At 62.1% G+C, this 13,416-nt stretch carries 11 protein-coding genes and 1 other RNA gene; 1 reads left to right on the plus strand and 11 read right to left on the minus strand.

Annotated features, from left to right (window positions below):
* Window position 1: 1 nt before the first annotated feature.
* From mraY to FP2506_RS07415, 10 genes are all read right to left on the minus strand, one after another.
* On the minus strand, window positions 2–1,084 hold the full coding sequence (gene mraY, locus FP2506_RS07375) for a phospho-N-acetylmuramoyl-pentapeptide-transferase (protein WP_007066804.1): 1,083 nt from the start codon (window positions 1,082–1,084) through the stop codon (window positions 2–4).
* Window positions 1,081–2,598 carry a UDP-N-acetylmuramoylalanyl-D-glutamyl-2,6-diaminopimelate--D-alanyl-D-alanine ligase gene (locus FP2506_RS07380; RefSeq protein ID WP_007066805.1) on the minus strand — a complete coding sequence of 506 codons (1,518 nt, stop codon included), beginning with the start codon at window positions 2,596–2,598 and terminating at the stop codon, window positions 1,081–1,083. The genes mraY and FP2506_RS07380 overlap by 4 nt, the downstream gene beginning before the upstream one ends.
* Window positions 2,595–4,046: a UDP-N-acetylmuramoyl-L-alanyl-D-glutamate--2,6-diaminopimelate ligase gene (locus FP2506_RS07385; RefSeq protein ID WP_007066806.1), complete on the minus strand. Its 1,452-nt coding sequence runs from the start codon at window positions 4,044–4,046 to the stop codon at window positions 2,595–2,597. The genes FP2506_RS07380 and FP2506_RS07385 overlap by 4 nt, the downstream gene beginning before the upstream one ends.
* 147 nt (window positions 4,047–4,193) lie before the next feature.
* Complete coding sequence (locus FP2506_RS07390) at window positions 4,194–5,921, minus strand: peptidoglycan D,D-transpeptidase FtsI family protein (protein ID WP_007066807.1); 1,728 nt, start codon at window positions 5,919–5,921, stop codon at window positions 4,194–4,196.
* Complete coding sequence (gene ftsL / locus FP2506_RS07395; RefSeq protein WP_007066808.1) at window positions 5,921–6,277, minus strand: cell division protein FtsL; 357 nt, start codon at window positions 6,275–6,277, stop codon at window positions 5,921–5,923. Before ftsL ends, FP2506_RS07390 begins: the two co-directional genes overlap by 1 nt.
* Window positions 6,278–6,284: 7 nt before the next feature.
* The gene (rsmH, locus tag FP2506_RS07400; protein ID WP_007066809.1) at window positions 6,285–7,304 is read right to left on the minus strand and encodes a 16S rRNA (cytosine(1402)-N(4))-methyltransferase RsmH; all 1,020 of its coding nucleotides are present in this window, start codon (window positions 7,302–7,304) and stop codon (window positions 6,285–6,287) included.
* The gene (gene mraZ / locus FP2506_RS07405) at window positions 7,301–7,765 is read right to left on the minus strand and encodes a division/cell wall cluster transcriptional repressor MraZ (protein WP_007066810.1); all 465 of its coding nucleotides are present in this window, start codon (window positions 7,763–7,765) and stop codon (window positions 7,301–7,303) included. The genes rsmH and mraZ overlap by 4 nt, the downstream gene beginning before the upstream one ends.
* A 917-nt stretch (window positions 7,766–8,682) precedes the next feature.
* Window positions 8,683–9,132: RNase P RNA component class A (gene rnpB, locus FP2506_RS18200), an RNA gene on the minus strand.
* A 63-nt stretch (window positions 9,133–9,195) separates the two neighbouring features.
* A complete protein-coding gene (locus FP2506_RS07410) occupies window positions 9,196–9,978 on the minus strand; it encodes an N-acetylmuramoyl-L-alanine amidase (protein WP_040489006.1) in 783 nt (260 codons plus the stop codon).
* A complete protein-coding gene (locus tag FP2506_RS07415; RefSeq protein ID WP_007066813.1) occupies window positions 9,975–10,688 on the minus strand; it encodes a J domain-containing protein in 714 nt (237 codons plus the stop codon). Before FP2506_RS07415 ends, FP2506_RS07410 begins: the two co-directional genes overlap by 4 nt.
* A gap of 242 nt (window positions 10,689–10,930) precedes the next feature.
* Here FP2506_RS07415 and FP2506_RS07420 point away from each other — a divergent pair, with 242 nt between their 5' ends.
* On the plus strand, window positions 10,931–11,767 hold the full coding sequence (locus FP2506_RS07420) for a glycoside hydrolase family 25 protein (protein WP_244404142.1): 837 nt from the start codon (window positions 10,931–10,933) through the stop codon (window positions 11,765–11,767).
* A gap of 95 nt (window positions 11,768–11,862) precedes the next feature.
* Here the strand turns inward: FP2506_RS07420 and FP2506_RS07425 are convergent, their stop codons facing one another.
* Window positions 11,863–13,266, minus strand: a complete 1,404-nt coding sequence (locus FP2506_RS07425; protein WP_050765133.1) for a cation:proton antiporter — start codon at window positions 13,264–13,266, stop codon at window positions 11,863–11,865.
* Window positions 13,267–13,416 lie beyond the last annotated feature (150 nt).

Genomic DNA, 13,416 nt, shown 5'->3' on the forward strand with positions numbered 1-13,416 from the left:
GTCAGCGCAATTTCAGCGTGGAGAGCCCCACAAAGGCCAGCATGAAGGCAATGATCCAGAAACGGATCACGACCTGGCTCTCGGTCCATCCGAGTTTCTCGAAATGGTGATGGATCGGCGCCATCAGGAATACGCGTCTGCCGGTTATCTTGAACCAGCCGACCTGTATGATGACGGACAAGGCCTCGATCACGAAGAGACCGCCGATGATCGCGAGCACGATCTCGTGCTTGGTCGCGACGGCCACGGCACCCGTCATGCCGCCAAGCGCCAGCGAACCCGTATCGCCCATGAAGATCGCGGCAGGAGGCGCGTTGAACCACAGGAATCCGAGCCCGGCACCGATCACCGCCCCGCAGACGGGTGCCAATTCGCCGGTGCCCGCAACGTAGTGTATCTGCAAGTAGTTGGCGAAGTTCACATTGCCGGCGAGATAGGCGATCAGGCCGAGTGCGGCGACCGCGATCATGATCGGGACGATTGCCAGCCCGTCCAACCCGTCGGTGAGATTCACCGCATTGCCCGCTCCGACGATAACGAAAGCGGCAAATCCGACGTAAAACAGACCAAGATTGAACAGCAGCTCCTTCACGAAGGGGAACGCAAGCGAAGTCGCGAACGGCCCCTCTGTTCTCAACACGATGAGAAGCACTGCCATTGCCGCGATCAGAAACTCGAGCGCTAGGCGCGACTTGCCCGAAAATCCCTTGTCGCTCTGCTTCGTGACCTTGAGATAGTCGTCGTAGAAGCCGATCGCGCCGAAACCGACTGTGACCAGCAGCACGGTCCATACGTAGATATTGGTCAGATCCGCCCAGAACAGCGTCGATACCAGAACGCCGGAGAGGATCATCAGCCCGCCCATGGTCGGCGTTCCGGCCTTCTTGAAATGGGTCTGAGGGCCGTCGGCGCGGATCGGCTGACCTTTGCCCTGTCGTAGGCGTAGGGCTGAGATGATCGCTGGTCCGAATAGGAAGACGGTAATGAATCCAAAGATCATCGCCGCGCCGGTGCGAAAGGTGATGTACCGAAAGACGTTGAAGACCGCGATCTGGTCGGCAAACTGTCCGAGATAGGCGATCATTGGGATTGGGTCTCCGGTGCGAAATCGTGTGCCGACGTTTCTTCCGACGCGGCACGCGTTTCGCCCGCCATTCCGTTTGCGTCAAGTTGCGTAATGGGCGGATAACGGTCAACGAGGGCCGCCACGACCTTTTCCAGTCCGATGCTTCGGGACGCCTTTACCATGATCGCGTCGCCCGCCCGCATGTCGGAGAACAGCTGCTCTTCGGCCTCCGTTGGGGTCTTGTGCGTCGTGCATTCAATTTCCTCGTCGCCAAGCGCTTCCGCGAGCGGCTTGATCTCCTCGCCCACCAGAAGAACACGGGCGATACCGGCATCCTTCAGCGGCTCCGCAAGCTCCGCGTGGAGCGTCGGGCTGTGTCCGCCGAGCTCCTTCATGTCGCCGAGGACCGCGATCCGCCGGCCATTCTCGCTCAGTTTGGCATTGGCCAGCGTCTCGATTGCCGCTCGCATCGAGGCCGGGTTGGCGTTGTAGCTGTCGTCGAAGAGGATGATCTCGCCTCCGCCCGGCATCGGCAGTTGGAAGCGTTCGCCGCGGCCCTTCATCGCCCGCCATTCGGCGAGCGCTTCGGCAACCTTCGCGATATCGGCACCCGCGACATGCGCAGCCCCGAGAACGCAGAGCGTATTCTGCGCAAAATGTCTGCCCGGCATGGAAAGCCGAACATAGACTTCCTGACCTGCAATGTCGGCGATCAGCGCCGCACCTTCGGCGTCGGGATCGTATTCCGTCATCCGGAAGTCGGCACCCTCGGCTTCGCCGAAGGTAAGAACATTCGTTACGCCTGCGGCCTTTGCGGCGGCAGCAAGCCGCATGCACTTCGCATCGTCCGCGTTGATGATCGCCGAGCCACCGGGAACGATACCCTCGAAAATCTCGGCCTTGGCATCGGCGATCTCATCGAGATCACGGAAATGGCCGAGATGGGCCGCCGCGATCAGCGTGACGATTGCGGCGTGCGGGCGGACCAGTTTCACAAGCGGCCGGATCTCGCCAGGATGGTTCATGCCGATCTCGAAGATCGCGAAACGGCTGTCCGCGGGCAGTCGCGCGAGGCTGAGCGGCACGCCCCAGTGGTTGTTGAAGGAGGCGACACTCGCATGGACGGAGCCGCAGGCTGAGAGCCCCTGCCGCAGCGCCTCCTTCGTCGTCGTCTTGCCGACGCTTCCCGTCACCGCGATGATCTTCGCCTTCGAGCGGGCACGAGCCGCCTCGGCTAACCGGCCGAGTGCCGCCAGCACGTCGTCGACGACGAGCATCGGCGCCTGCATCCGTCCGAGCGCCGGCAGGCGCTTTTCCGAGACGACATGAAGCGCAGCGCCGGCCCGTCGCGCATTGGTGAGGAAATCATGGCCGTCGAACCGGTCGCCGGCGATCGCGAAGAAGGCATCGCCTTCCTTGAGCGATCGGCTATCGATGGAGATCCCCGTGATACCGCCCGGCAGATCCATTCCCACCGGTCGGGCGCGCATGGCCTCAATCAGTACACCGGTTTCCCAGAGAAAATCGGTCACGCCTTCGTCTCCGTGATGGCTCGTCGCACTTCTTCGTGGTCGCTGAAGGGATGGTTTATGCTGCCGACCATCTGGCCGGTCTCATGCCCCTTGCCGGCGACGATGACGGTATCGCCGGTCCGCGCCTCGCCGACAGCAGCGCGGATTGCCTCGCGTCGGTCGCCAATCTCGCGAGCTTCTCCTGCAGCTGCCATGATCTCGGACCGGATCACCGCCGGGTCCTCGCTTCGTGGATTGTCGTCGGTCACGATGACGACGTCCGCGAGCCTGTTCGCGATCTCGCCCATCATTGGGCGCTTTGTCTTGTCTCGGTCTCCGCCGCAGCCCATCACCAGGATAACCCTTCCGGTAGTGAACGGCCGGACCGCACGGAGCACGTGTTCGAGCGCTTCTGGCTTGTGTGCATAGTCGACGAAGACCGGAACGCCGCCCGCCGTCATACCCGCTTTCTCCAACCGCCCGGATGCGCCTTTCAGATTTTCCAAGGTTTCGAGCGCCGCCTTTACGGGTGTTCCCGTCACGATGGCGAGACCCGCAGCGACGAGCGCGTTCGACATCTGGAATTCACCTGCGAGCGGCAGCACGACGCGCTGGATTCCGTCCGGCGTCTTCACCTCGGCCACCTGCCGTTCGCGCTCGTGTTCAAGCCGTTTCAGCGCGAGAAGCGAACCGTTCCGCCCAACGGTCCGTACATCGCAACCGACACCGGTCGCGACCTCGATCGCCCGTCCCGACCACTGGTCATCCGTGTTGATCACCGCCGGTGCGCCCTTTGGCAGGAGGCGCGTAAAAAGACCCATCTTGGCCGTAAAATAGCTTTCGAGATCCGGATGATAGTCGAGATGGTCGTGTCCGAGGTTTGTGAAGCCGCCCGCCGCGAGCCGCACCCCGTCGAGGCGGAACTGGTCTATGCCGTGGCTGGAAGCTTCCATCGACGCATGGGTCACGCCCTCGCCCTCGAGGCTCGCCAGAAGCTCGGCGAGCGCCACCGGGTCCGGTGTCGTCAGCGTGCCGTAGTCGTTGCGGCTCGGTGAGACAACGCCCGTCGTCCCGATCGAAGCCGCTTTGAGGCCAGTCGCCGTCCAGATCTGGCGCAAGAAAGAAGCGATCGAGGTCTTGCCCGCAGTCCCGGTCACGGCGACCATCGTCTCCGGCTGTTTCTCGTAGAAACGCGCGGCCATCTTCGCGGCGGACAGTCTGGGGTTGTCAGCGCGTATGACCGGAAGATCGGTTTCCACGACGGCATCGCTACTGGTTAGGACGGCAACGGCGCCTTTCGCCTTCGCGTCCTCGATAAAGCGTGCGCCGTCGACCTTGGACCCTGAAACCGCGACGAAAAGGAAACCTTCGCCCACCGCGCGCGAATCGAGTGTCAGGCCCGAGATTTCAGTCTTGTCTAAATTGTCCGGCGCGTGGGCGATACCGTTGGCGAGGCGTGCGAGATTCATGCGTCTTCAAGTCCGGTTGCGAGCTGTCCGATCGGCGTCGTCTCTCACCGTCCGACCTCTTCATGCAACAAGGGTGTTGCGCAAACCGGGATTTCAAACTCGCGCGGCGGGAATAGGGCGAGATCGCCATCCTACCGCGCGCAATCCTCAGTAGGAGACGAGCAGCGTCTCTCCGGTCGGCCCGAGATCAGGCTTGACCTTCAGGAGCGCGGCGGCCCGGCGTATGACGTTGCCGACGGTAGGCGCGGCATTCATGCCGGCCGTTGCGTAGTATTTGCCGGGCTCCGGCTTCGGCTCGTCGATGAAGACGAGAACGACATAGCGCGGATCGTCCATGGGGAAGGCGGAAAGAAAAGCGTTGAACTTCTTGGTGTTGGAATAGCGCCCGTTTTCCACCTTGTTCGCGGTCCCGGTCTTGCCACCCACCCCGTAGCCGTCGATCTCGGCATAGTTGCCCGAGCCGCGTTGATCCTCAACGTTGAGCCGGAAAAGGTGCCGCATGTCGGCGCTCGTCTTCGGCGAGACCACCTGCTTTGCCAACACCATGGCATCGTCTTCGCCGCGCGGCATGAAAGTCGGCGGGATCCATACCCCTCCATTAACCAGCGCAGCGGCAGCAACCGCCGTTTGCAGCGGCGTCGTCGAAACGCCATGGCCGTAGGAGATCGTGATCGAATTGACCTGCTTCCACTCCTTCGGTTGGGTGGGCGTCGCCACCTCCGGCAACTCGGTCGGCAGCTTCGTGAGAAGCCCCATGCGGGTCAGGAAATCCTGGTGTCCCTGGATGCCGACGATCTCGGCCTCTTTGGCCGAACCAATATTCGAGGAGTAGATGAACACCTCTTCGAGTGTCAGCACCCGATGCTTCCCGTGGAAGTCCGAAATACGGTGTCCGCCGATATAGATCGGCTTCGACGCGTCGAAGCGTGATTGGAGGTTGGCTTCGCCCGAATCCAGCGCCATGGCGCTGGTAAAGGCCTTGAAGGTCGAACCCATCTCGAAAAGCCCGGCGGAGGTCCGGTTCATCCGGTCTTTCTCGAGCGCCTGCTTCGGATCGTTGGGATCGTAGTCCGGCAACGAGGTCATAGCGATGACTTCGCCCGTCTTCACGTCGAGAACCACACCGCCGGCCGCGATCGAGCGATAGCGAGTCATCGCGGCAGCGAGTTCGTCCCGCAGAATATGCTGGACGCGCAGATCGATCGAGAGCGCGACCGGCTCCATCTCGGCATCGATTGCGAGACCCGAATTCTGGAGTGCCAGATAACCCTGGTCGTCGAGATACTTCTCCATGCCGGCAATACCCTGATTGTCGACATTGACATGGCCGGTGACGAAGCCCGCGGTCGGGCCACCGGGATAGAAGCGCTTCTTCTCGGTTCGGAAGCCAATACCCGGTACGCCGAGATCGAGGATCGCCTGCTGCTGGCTTGGTGTCAGCTCACGCCGCAGCCAAAGGAAGCCCGCATCGCTCGACAGATTGTCGTAGAGCCATTTCGGTTCGAGATCAGGCAGGACCGAGAGCAGAAGCTCGCTCGCTTCGTTTGCGTCCACGATCTTCTTCGGCTCGGCGAAAAGCGACGCGACCTTGATATCTGTCGCTAGCACCTGACCATTCCGGTCGACGAGATCGGGGCGCGAGGCCATGATCTGATCGGCGGCGCGAAACGCTGTGATGCGCTCGTTCGGCACCGTTCCCCAAGTCACGAGCCTCGCCCCGATAACGGCATAGACGCCGATGAAGAGCATGATCGCGATGACGAAACGGCTCTTGTTCCCTGGCACAGCCGATAATCGGTCGAAACGCCTCGGCGTTGCGGGCGTCTGCTGCTTACGCGCTACGAGATCGGGCAGGAGAAAGCGCGGACGGGCCATTAGCGACCGACCACGTCGTTCGAGGCGACAAGCTCGGCGCCGATTTCATCGGTATCCGGTGCCTTCGGCTCCGGCGGTGCCGGCAGCTGGTGCTCGGCGACTATCTGATCGGGCCGAACGGTGACCAGCTTCAGCTCATCTGCATAGGTCTCGCTCAGCGACTGCAAACGACCGGGCTGATTCAGCAGCGTCCAGTCGGCTGAGAGGATGGCGATCGTCTCCTTCTCGGCCGCGATCTTGCGTTCCATCTTACGGATCTCGGTCTCGACGAGATCGGCATCGTGCTTGACGTGAAACGTCCAGGATGCGGCGCTGATGAGCGCGACGATCGAGAGGATGTCCAGGGTTCTCATCATGGTAGGGTCAAATCCTCGACAGGTCTGCAAGATCGGGCAATGAAGCAAAGGCGAGGTCGCCGCTCCGGGGCGCGGCCTCGAGCCTTGTACCGAAGCGGAGCTTGGCCGAGCGGGCACGCGGATTGTCCGCAGCCTCGCGCTCGCTGGCGGCAACCGCCTTGTTGCGGGCCGAGAACGTCGGCACTTCGGGCATGACGTCCGGCAGGTGGCGAGAGCCGCCCTGTGTGCCGGCGCGATCGAGGAAGAACCGCTTGACGATGCGGTCTTCCAACGAATGAAACGAGACGACGACGAGCCGGCCGCCCGGCTTCAGCAGCCCTTCGGCCGCGACCAATGCTCGGGCGAGTTCGCCTAGTTCGTCGTTGACGAAGATCCGCAGCGCCTGAAAACAGCGGGTCGCCGGATCGATCTTTTCGTGTTTGCCGCGGCCCACCGCCTTGCCGACCACACCGGCGAGATCGAGCGTGCGGACAAATGGCTTCGCCTCGCGCCGCGCAACGATCGCCCTCGCAGCCCGGCCGGCGTGACGCTCGTCGCCGAGAAAGTTGAAGATGCGTGCGAGATCGCCGACGGAGAGTGTGTTTACGACGTCGGCCGCCGTCGCCCCATGATTTCCCATGCGCATGTCGAGCGGACCGTCCTTCTGGAAGGAAAAGCCCCGCTCCGCCTTGTCGATCTGCATGGAGGAAACGCCGACATCGAGGACGATCCCGTCGATCGCGCCCTGCCGGTCGGAGAGGAGCGAGCCCATCGCGCCGAACCGGCCGGCGACCGGCGTCAGCCGCCCATTGCTCTCTCCTGCAAGCGCCCGCGCCGTCTCGATCGCCGTCGGATCGCGGTCGATCGCGATCACCTCGGCCCCTGCGCCGAGGATCGCCCGCGTGTACCCGCCGGCACCGAAGGTGCCGTCGACGATGGTTTCGCCCGCATTCGGCGCAAGCGCCTCGATAACTTCGGCGAGAAGGACGGGAACGTGAGGGGTCAGTCCGCCAATGGTCGAGCTTGTGGGCTCGCCATGACCCGTCATCGTTCCGCCGTTCCCGCCGACCTCGTACCGGCAGCCCTCGGCTGCGACTGCCGTTCGCGCAGCGCCGCGAGCTTTTCCTCGAAGTCCTCCGGCCGCCACAGCTGAAACATCTTGCCGACACCGACGAATGTCGCCTTGTCGGTGATCCCGGTGTGGTCGCGAATGAGATCGTTGATCACGATGCGCCCTTCCGAGTCTGTCTTGAGATAGGTTCCATCGCCATAGGCGAGGATCGCAAGCTCCTGATACTCCTGAGAAAACGGATCCAGCGTCTCCATTTTCGATTCGAAATGACTCATCAGTTCCGAGCCACCGATGTTCATCACCGGCAGGTAGAGATCCCGCATCGTGAAAAGGTCGCGAATGCCGCGAGACGCAAGCACCTGCCGATAGGCTGCTGGAACGGATATGCGCCCCTTGGTGTCGACGCCGTGAGTGAAGTGAGAGAGAAACCGGTCCATCAGACGAGGCTCGCCCCCTGGCCTGCGGCTCGGCGCTCATCGAAAGCTCCTCTGGTTTCGCACTGACGCAAGACACAGCCTCTCCAGCGATGCGCACGGAACCGCCGCACCGGATCGGACGCAGTCGAATTTCTGCGTCAGCGGGATGCTCGAAAATGGGCCGACTAGACCCTTCGGAAGATGGCTCAGGGGATATCATGGGCCCCCATGGGCGTCAATGGTGAGAGGCATGCCACACCCGCTTCGTGCAGGTGTTGTCGAAGATGCCGCCACAATGGTTAAAGTCCCGTTAACATTGACAAAATCATACCCGGACGAGAGATCTATGCAGCTGCTGGAGGTGTTGCGCTTTCGCAGCGGCAACCCCCGCGAAAGGTGTGGCGCAAGATGCTTCCACGCATCTCGGCAGCCGACTAATAACCTTTCGGGACTTTGTCATGGACCTAACATTCTGACCCGCTTCGACACGAATGGACGGACTCGGTCCGCAGACCGGCCGGTACCACCGAACCGAAATTAACCCTGAAAGTCAGTCATCCTGACGGGATTGAAACTTCGCCGCATTCGAGCCGTAGTGGTTTCATCGAAGTCGGAGGGACGAACCGACTGACGGGAAAGTCCATTATGCGTTTGCCGTTCAACGACAACCGTCCTCCATGGGACCGACCTTTCGATATGCGGCGGGTACTTGTCTGGTGGTCGATCACCGCTCTGCTTGCTTTATTCTGGTCCTTCACCGGAATGTGGCTTTACGACCTTCTCACCTGAAAGGGAGACCCGAGGGCTTTTCGCTTCGCGGTCATACGCGGATAGGCGCCGCGCCTCGGCTCAAACGTCTCCTCATTGCGCACGGCCCGCCACGACTCTCGCTGCTGTCCTTTACGATACCGGCGTCCGCAGGCTTCTCGCCGAAGGGGAGCGTCAGCCGGCCTGTAAGCCGGGTTCTGTACGCATGAACCCGTCAAGGCGCATGCGCGGCGACCATTCCTCTGGGACGTTCCTTGCGGAACGCCTCGAGCAACCCACCCGGACGGCTGTCCCGGAGCTGATGGAAGGCTTGCGCCATCCGCGCCGTCCCTATTCGGTCTTGCTCCCGGTGGGGCTTGCCGTGCCGCCTTCGTTACCGAAGACGCGGTGGGCTCTTACCCCACCGTTTCACCCTTACCCCGCCATCAGTGCGGCCGGCTATCGCCCATGCGTTCCCATGGCTCTCGGCCGAACTGAAGGCGGGGCGGTCTGTTTTCTGTGGCGCTTTCCCTGAGGTTTCCCTCGCCGGAGGTTATCCGGCACCGTTTCTCCGTGGAGCCCGGACTTTCCTCTCCCGCCGCCTTTCGGCTCATGACGGGAGCGGCCGCCCAGCCAGCTGACGCTTCCGCATCTGCCGTCTGTCGGGACGGATGTCAAACGGATGATTCAGCAAGTGTCGAAGCTTACACTGCAGCGACGGCTTCTCTTTCGAAAGGCGAGCGCTCCAGCGCCCCGATAAGCCGGTGAAGGGTCTCGATCGTCGACATGTCTGCAATGCCGTCGACCTTCTTCGGCCGGAAATGCCGTTGGAAGGCGATCGTCGCGAGCCGTGTCGCCTCGCAGAATGAACCACTGATCGGAACGCCATAGCCGTAGGCTGCCAGCATTGCCTGGAAGGCGGAGACAGGCTCGCCCTCGTCGCCAGGTCCGAAGAAACGCCCGCCCTTTATCGGGGCAGGCTCGACACGATGGCCGATACCTGCGGCGTGCAGCCGATCCCACGGGAAATGCTCTCCGGGGTCTTCCTTGCGGTCTGGAGCGATGTCCGAATGCGCCAGCACGAATTCCGGCTGGATGGCGTTCCGCCTTACAATATCGCGGCAGAGTTCGGCGACGATGTCGATCTGGCCTTCCGGGTAAGGCGGCAGGCCCCCCGAATGCCCCGCATTGACGATCTCGACGCCGATCGCAGAGGAATTGACGTCTCGTCGTCCACGCCAGCTTCCTTCTCCGGCGTGCCAGGCCCGGTTCACCTCCGCGACGAGTTGAACGATCCGACCATCTTCGTGAACCAGATAGTGGGCCGAAACTTCGCTGTCCGGGTTGCAGAGCCAGTCGAGAGCCTGATCGCCGGTCCCCATCCCCGTATAGTGGAGGAGCAGGATCGACGGCCTGCTCCCACCCTGCCGCCGGTTGTAGTTGGGCGAAGGTCTCACCTCTCCAACGAGATGGCTATCGGGTGTCACGCAGCGGTCTTTCCAGCAATCTGCTCATAGGCAGTGTTGATCGCCTTCATCCGTTCGGAGGCGATGAACAGAAATTCCTCAGGCACGCCCCTTGCCTGGAGCTGATCGGGATGGTTCTCCCGAACCAGGCTCAGATAGCGCTTGCGGGTTTCCTGCCGGCTGCTGCCCGGATCGATGCCGAGAACCGCGTAAGGATCGTTCGGCCCTTCGATATGGCGGAACTTCATCCGCTCGAAAGATCGCTCCGACAGTCCGAAGATCGCGGCGATCTCGGAGAGGAATTCCAGCTCGCGCTCGTGGATGAGCCCATCCGCCTTGGCGATGTGGAACAGTGCGTCGAGAACGTCCGTCATCAGCGGACATTCGTCCGATCCTCCGGAACAGAATTCACGCAGACGCCGGGCGTAATGCTCGTACCCGGCAGTATCCCGCTTTGCGATGTCGTAAAGCCGAAAAACGTGCTGGGTTTCCTCTGGCGGTATTTCGAGGATCTCTTGGAACGCCTCTACCTCCGCCATGGTCACGACCCCGTCGGCTTTCGCCATCTTCGCTGAGAGAGCGATAATGGCCACTGAGAATGCAACGCGCTGACGGGTCTCCGCATCACCCCCCCAGGCGGTGCGTATTGCCTCGACGATCGAGTCGATCGTCGCCCGCCCGGTCGTGCCGAGAACTTGAAAAAGCTCGCTCAGCCGATAAAAGATGCTCATAGCGCGATTGGCCCCTCGCGTCCGTTCGGTCGAGCCTTGGTCACCCGTTCCAGGCTTCCACCTTACAGGCTCAGACCTCAGCCCGAAACTCAATTCCTTCCGCGACAGGGTGTGGCCCGTATGTTCCACCCGCTCCGTTTCAAAAGGCTCGCGACAGCCAAGTATGCGAGCGGGGCTTCCCTGCAATAATTTCGCCTTTTTCTGGACGACGCTGAACGCAGGGGAAGATTTTGGGGGAATTCATGGCTGCATCGAAGGCAATGCCTGCGCGCGAGAAACCGGCTGAACGTCGTAAACTCGGAACTTTCGGAGCTGCGTTCCTTGGTTGCGCCCTTGCGCTGGGGCTCTCAGCCTGCAGTTCCTCGACGCCGCTCAGCAATCAGTCCCTTGGACTTGGCTATCCCGGCATTCAGCTCAGCGAGTTCAAGGGCGATAAGCCGTCGGACTATCCTGTGCACGGTATCGACGTGTCGAAATACCAAGGCGAGATCGACTGGAACGCCGTGCGCAACGGCGGCATCGAATTCGCCTATCTCAAATCCACGGAAGGCGGCGACATCCTCGATAGCCGCTTCCTGGAAAATTGGCGCGAGGCCAAGCGCGCCGGAGTCCCGCGCGGGGCCTATCATTTCTGGTACCATTGCCGACCGGGGGTCGAACAAGCAGCCTGGTTCATCCGCAACGTGCCGAAGGATCCCTCCGCGCTGCCACCGGTCATCGACGTCGAATGGACGCCCTTCTCGCCGACCTGCACCAAGCGCCCGCCCCGTGAGGAACTGATCCGTGAGGTAATGGCGATGGCGAACAAGCTTGAAGCCCATTACGGCCAGCGGCCCGTTCTCTACATTCCGATCGACGTGCACCGCGACCGCTGGGTCGACGCGACCAACTCCCACGAGATTTGGGCACGCGCGGTCGCCGATCATCCGGACAATGTCTACGAGCGCCGCAAATTCCGTTTCTGGCAATACACCGAGCGCGGTTCGGTTCCTGGCATCCGCGGCGGCGTCGACAAGAACGTCTTCGCCGGCACGCGCGCGGATTGGGAACGCTGGAAGCGCCACCACACCGGCGCCTGAGGCTGCCGGATCAGCAGACCGGATAAAGGCGACACGAGAGAGGCGTGGGGTACTCCCAACCCCCGCGCCTTTCTCAGTTTCCGGCAATGAAATGTCTATTCCGCCGGCAGCCCGGTTTCGGCCTTTTGCTCGCCGCCTGCGTTCCCTGCATTCCCCGCGCGCTTCGCGTCGACTTTCGCCTGTCGACGCCGATTGAATGCTCGCCTCAACGCTCTGCGGCGCACGCGGATCGCCTGGCCTGCGTCCTCCACGTTCTCCACCTGATCCTCATAGAGCTCGGCCAGAGCCTGCCGGAACTCGGCATAGCCGAACCGCGCCTCGCCTTCGATCACCCGCGTCATAGCCATCCAGGCAGGTGAGACGAGCAACGAGACCGCCGTCACGGCAAGCGCCAGACGGTAGACATCCGCACCGATCGCCTGCGACGCGAACGCCGCTGCAGCGAGCACGAAAGAAAATTCGCCGATCTGCGCCATGGAGAGGCCGGCCTCCATGGCCGTCTTGTGCGGCAGGCCGGCGAGCCGGATCAGCGTGACGTTCCAAACTGTCTTGGCGATGATCACGAAGATGCTCGCCACGAGAACCAGTACCCATTCGCGCAGGATATACTGGATGTCGATCAGAAGACCGATCGACAGGAAGAACACCACCAGAAGGATCGCCTGGATCGGCTCGACCACGTGAATGATCGGCGAACGCAGGGTCGAAGCGCCGACCACGAGACCCGCGATGAAGGCGCCATAAGCCGGAGACAGGCCGGCAAAGCCCGAAATCGCCGCCGCGCCGAAACAGAAGGCTAGCGCACCGAGCGCCAGCATCTCGACGTTCTTTTCCATCGCATTTGCGAAACCGGGCTTCAGTTTCGGCCGGCTGCCGAGATACCAGAGCAGCCAGACGAGAACCGCAACGGATATCGAAATCTTGATGGTGAGGCCGACCCAGCCTGCCCCGTCCATCCCCTCCCCGCCGAGCGACGTCGCAATGATCAACATCGGAACGACCGCGAGATCCTGAGCGATGAGCACCGCAACGGCGATCCGCCCCGGCTCCGAACGCAGTTCGCCGATATCCTCAAGCATCTTCATGGCCACGACGGTCGAGGACAGCGCGATGATGAAACCGAGGATGATTGCCTCGGGAAGCGTCGCCTCCGAAATCGCCATGAGCCCAAAGGAGATCGCCATCGCCGCGAGCAACTGACCGCCAGCTATCAAGACCGCGGGCTTGAGCGATGCGACGAATGCCTTGAGCGACAGCTCCATGCCGATGAAGAACAGAAGCATCAGGACGCCCATCTCGGCCAGCATCGTGATGTTCTCGTTCGAGGTCGAGATGAAGCCGAGGCCGGATGGTCCGAGCAGCGCACCCGCCAGAATGAAGCCGACGAGTGGCGGCTGCTTCAGCCGCATCAAGATCATTCCGATCGACACCGCCATCACGATGACGAAGGCGATCTCAGTCAGTCCCGTCGCGTGCGCTGTGTCTGCCGCATGTTCCATTCCGCCGCCCGTCTCCTTCCATAACGATTCGCCCAGCATTGCTGCTTCGGCCGGCCAAAGAAAGACGGGAGGCGGATTTCCGCGACGCCGAACACCGCTCCTTCACCTCAATCAGCCCGAGGGAGGCCACGGCAACCGCTGCAAACGTCA

The sequence above is a fragment of the Fulvimarina pelagi HTCC2506 genome (assembly GCF_000153705.1).
GTDB classification, from domain to species: Bacteria; Pseudomonadota; Alphaproteobacteria; order Rhizobiales; family Rhizobiaceae; genus Fulvimarina; species Fulvimarina pelagi.

Excerpts from the sequence above, each read along its gene's own strand:
- mraY (WP_007066804.1), bottom strand. The coding sequence starts at position 1,084 with ATGATCGCCTATCTCGGACAGTTTGCCGACCAGATCGCGGTCTTCAAC.
- FP2506_RS07385 (WP_007066806.1), bottom strand. The coding sequence starts at position 4,046 with ATGAATCTCGCACGCCTCGCCAACGGTATCGCCCACGCGCCGGACAAT.
- FP2506_RS07390 (WP_007066807.1), bottom strand. The coding sequence starts at position 5,921 with ATGGCCCGTCCGCGCTTTCTCCTGCCCGATCTCGTAGCGCGTAAGCAG.
- ftsL (WP_007066808.1), bottom strand. The coding sequence starts at position 6,277 with ATGATGAGAACCCTGGACATCCTCTCGATCGTCGCGCTCATCAGCGCC.
- rsmH (WP_007066809.1), bottom strand. The coding sequence starts at position 7,304 with ATGACGGGTCATGGCGAGCCCACAAGCTCGACCATTGGCGGACTGACC.
- mraZ (WP_007066810.1), bottom strand. The coding sequence starts at position 7,765 with ATGGACCGGTTTCTCTCTCACTTCACTCACGGCGTCGACACCAAGGGG.
- FP2506_RS07415 (WP_007066813.1), bottom strand. The coding sequence starts at position 10,688 with ATGAGCATCTTTTATCGGCTGAGCGAGCTTTTTCAAGTTCTCGGCACG.
- FP2506_RS07420 (WP_244404142.1), top strand. The coding sequence starts at position 10,931 with ATGGCTGCATCGAAGGCAATGCCTGCGCGCGAGAAACCGGCTGAACGT.
- FP2506_RS07425 (WP_050765133.1), bottom strand. The coding sequence starts at position 13,266 with ATGGAACATGCGGCAGACACAGCGCACGCGACGGGACTGACTGAGATC.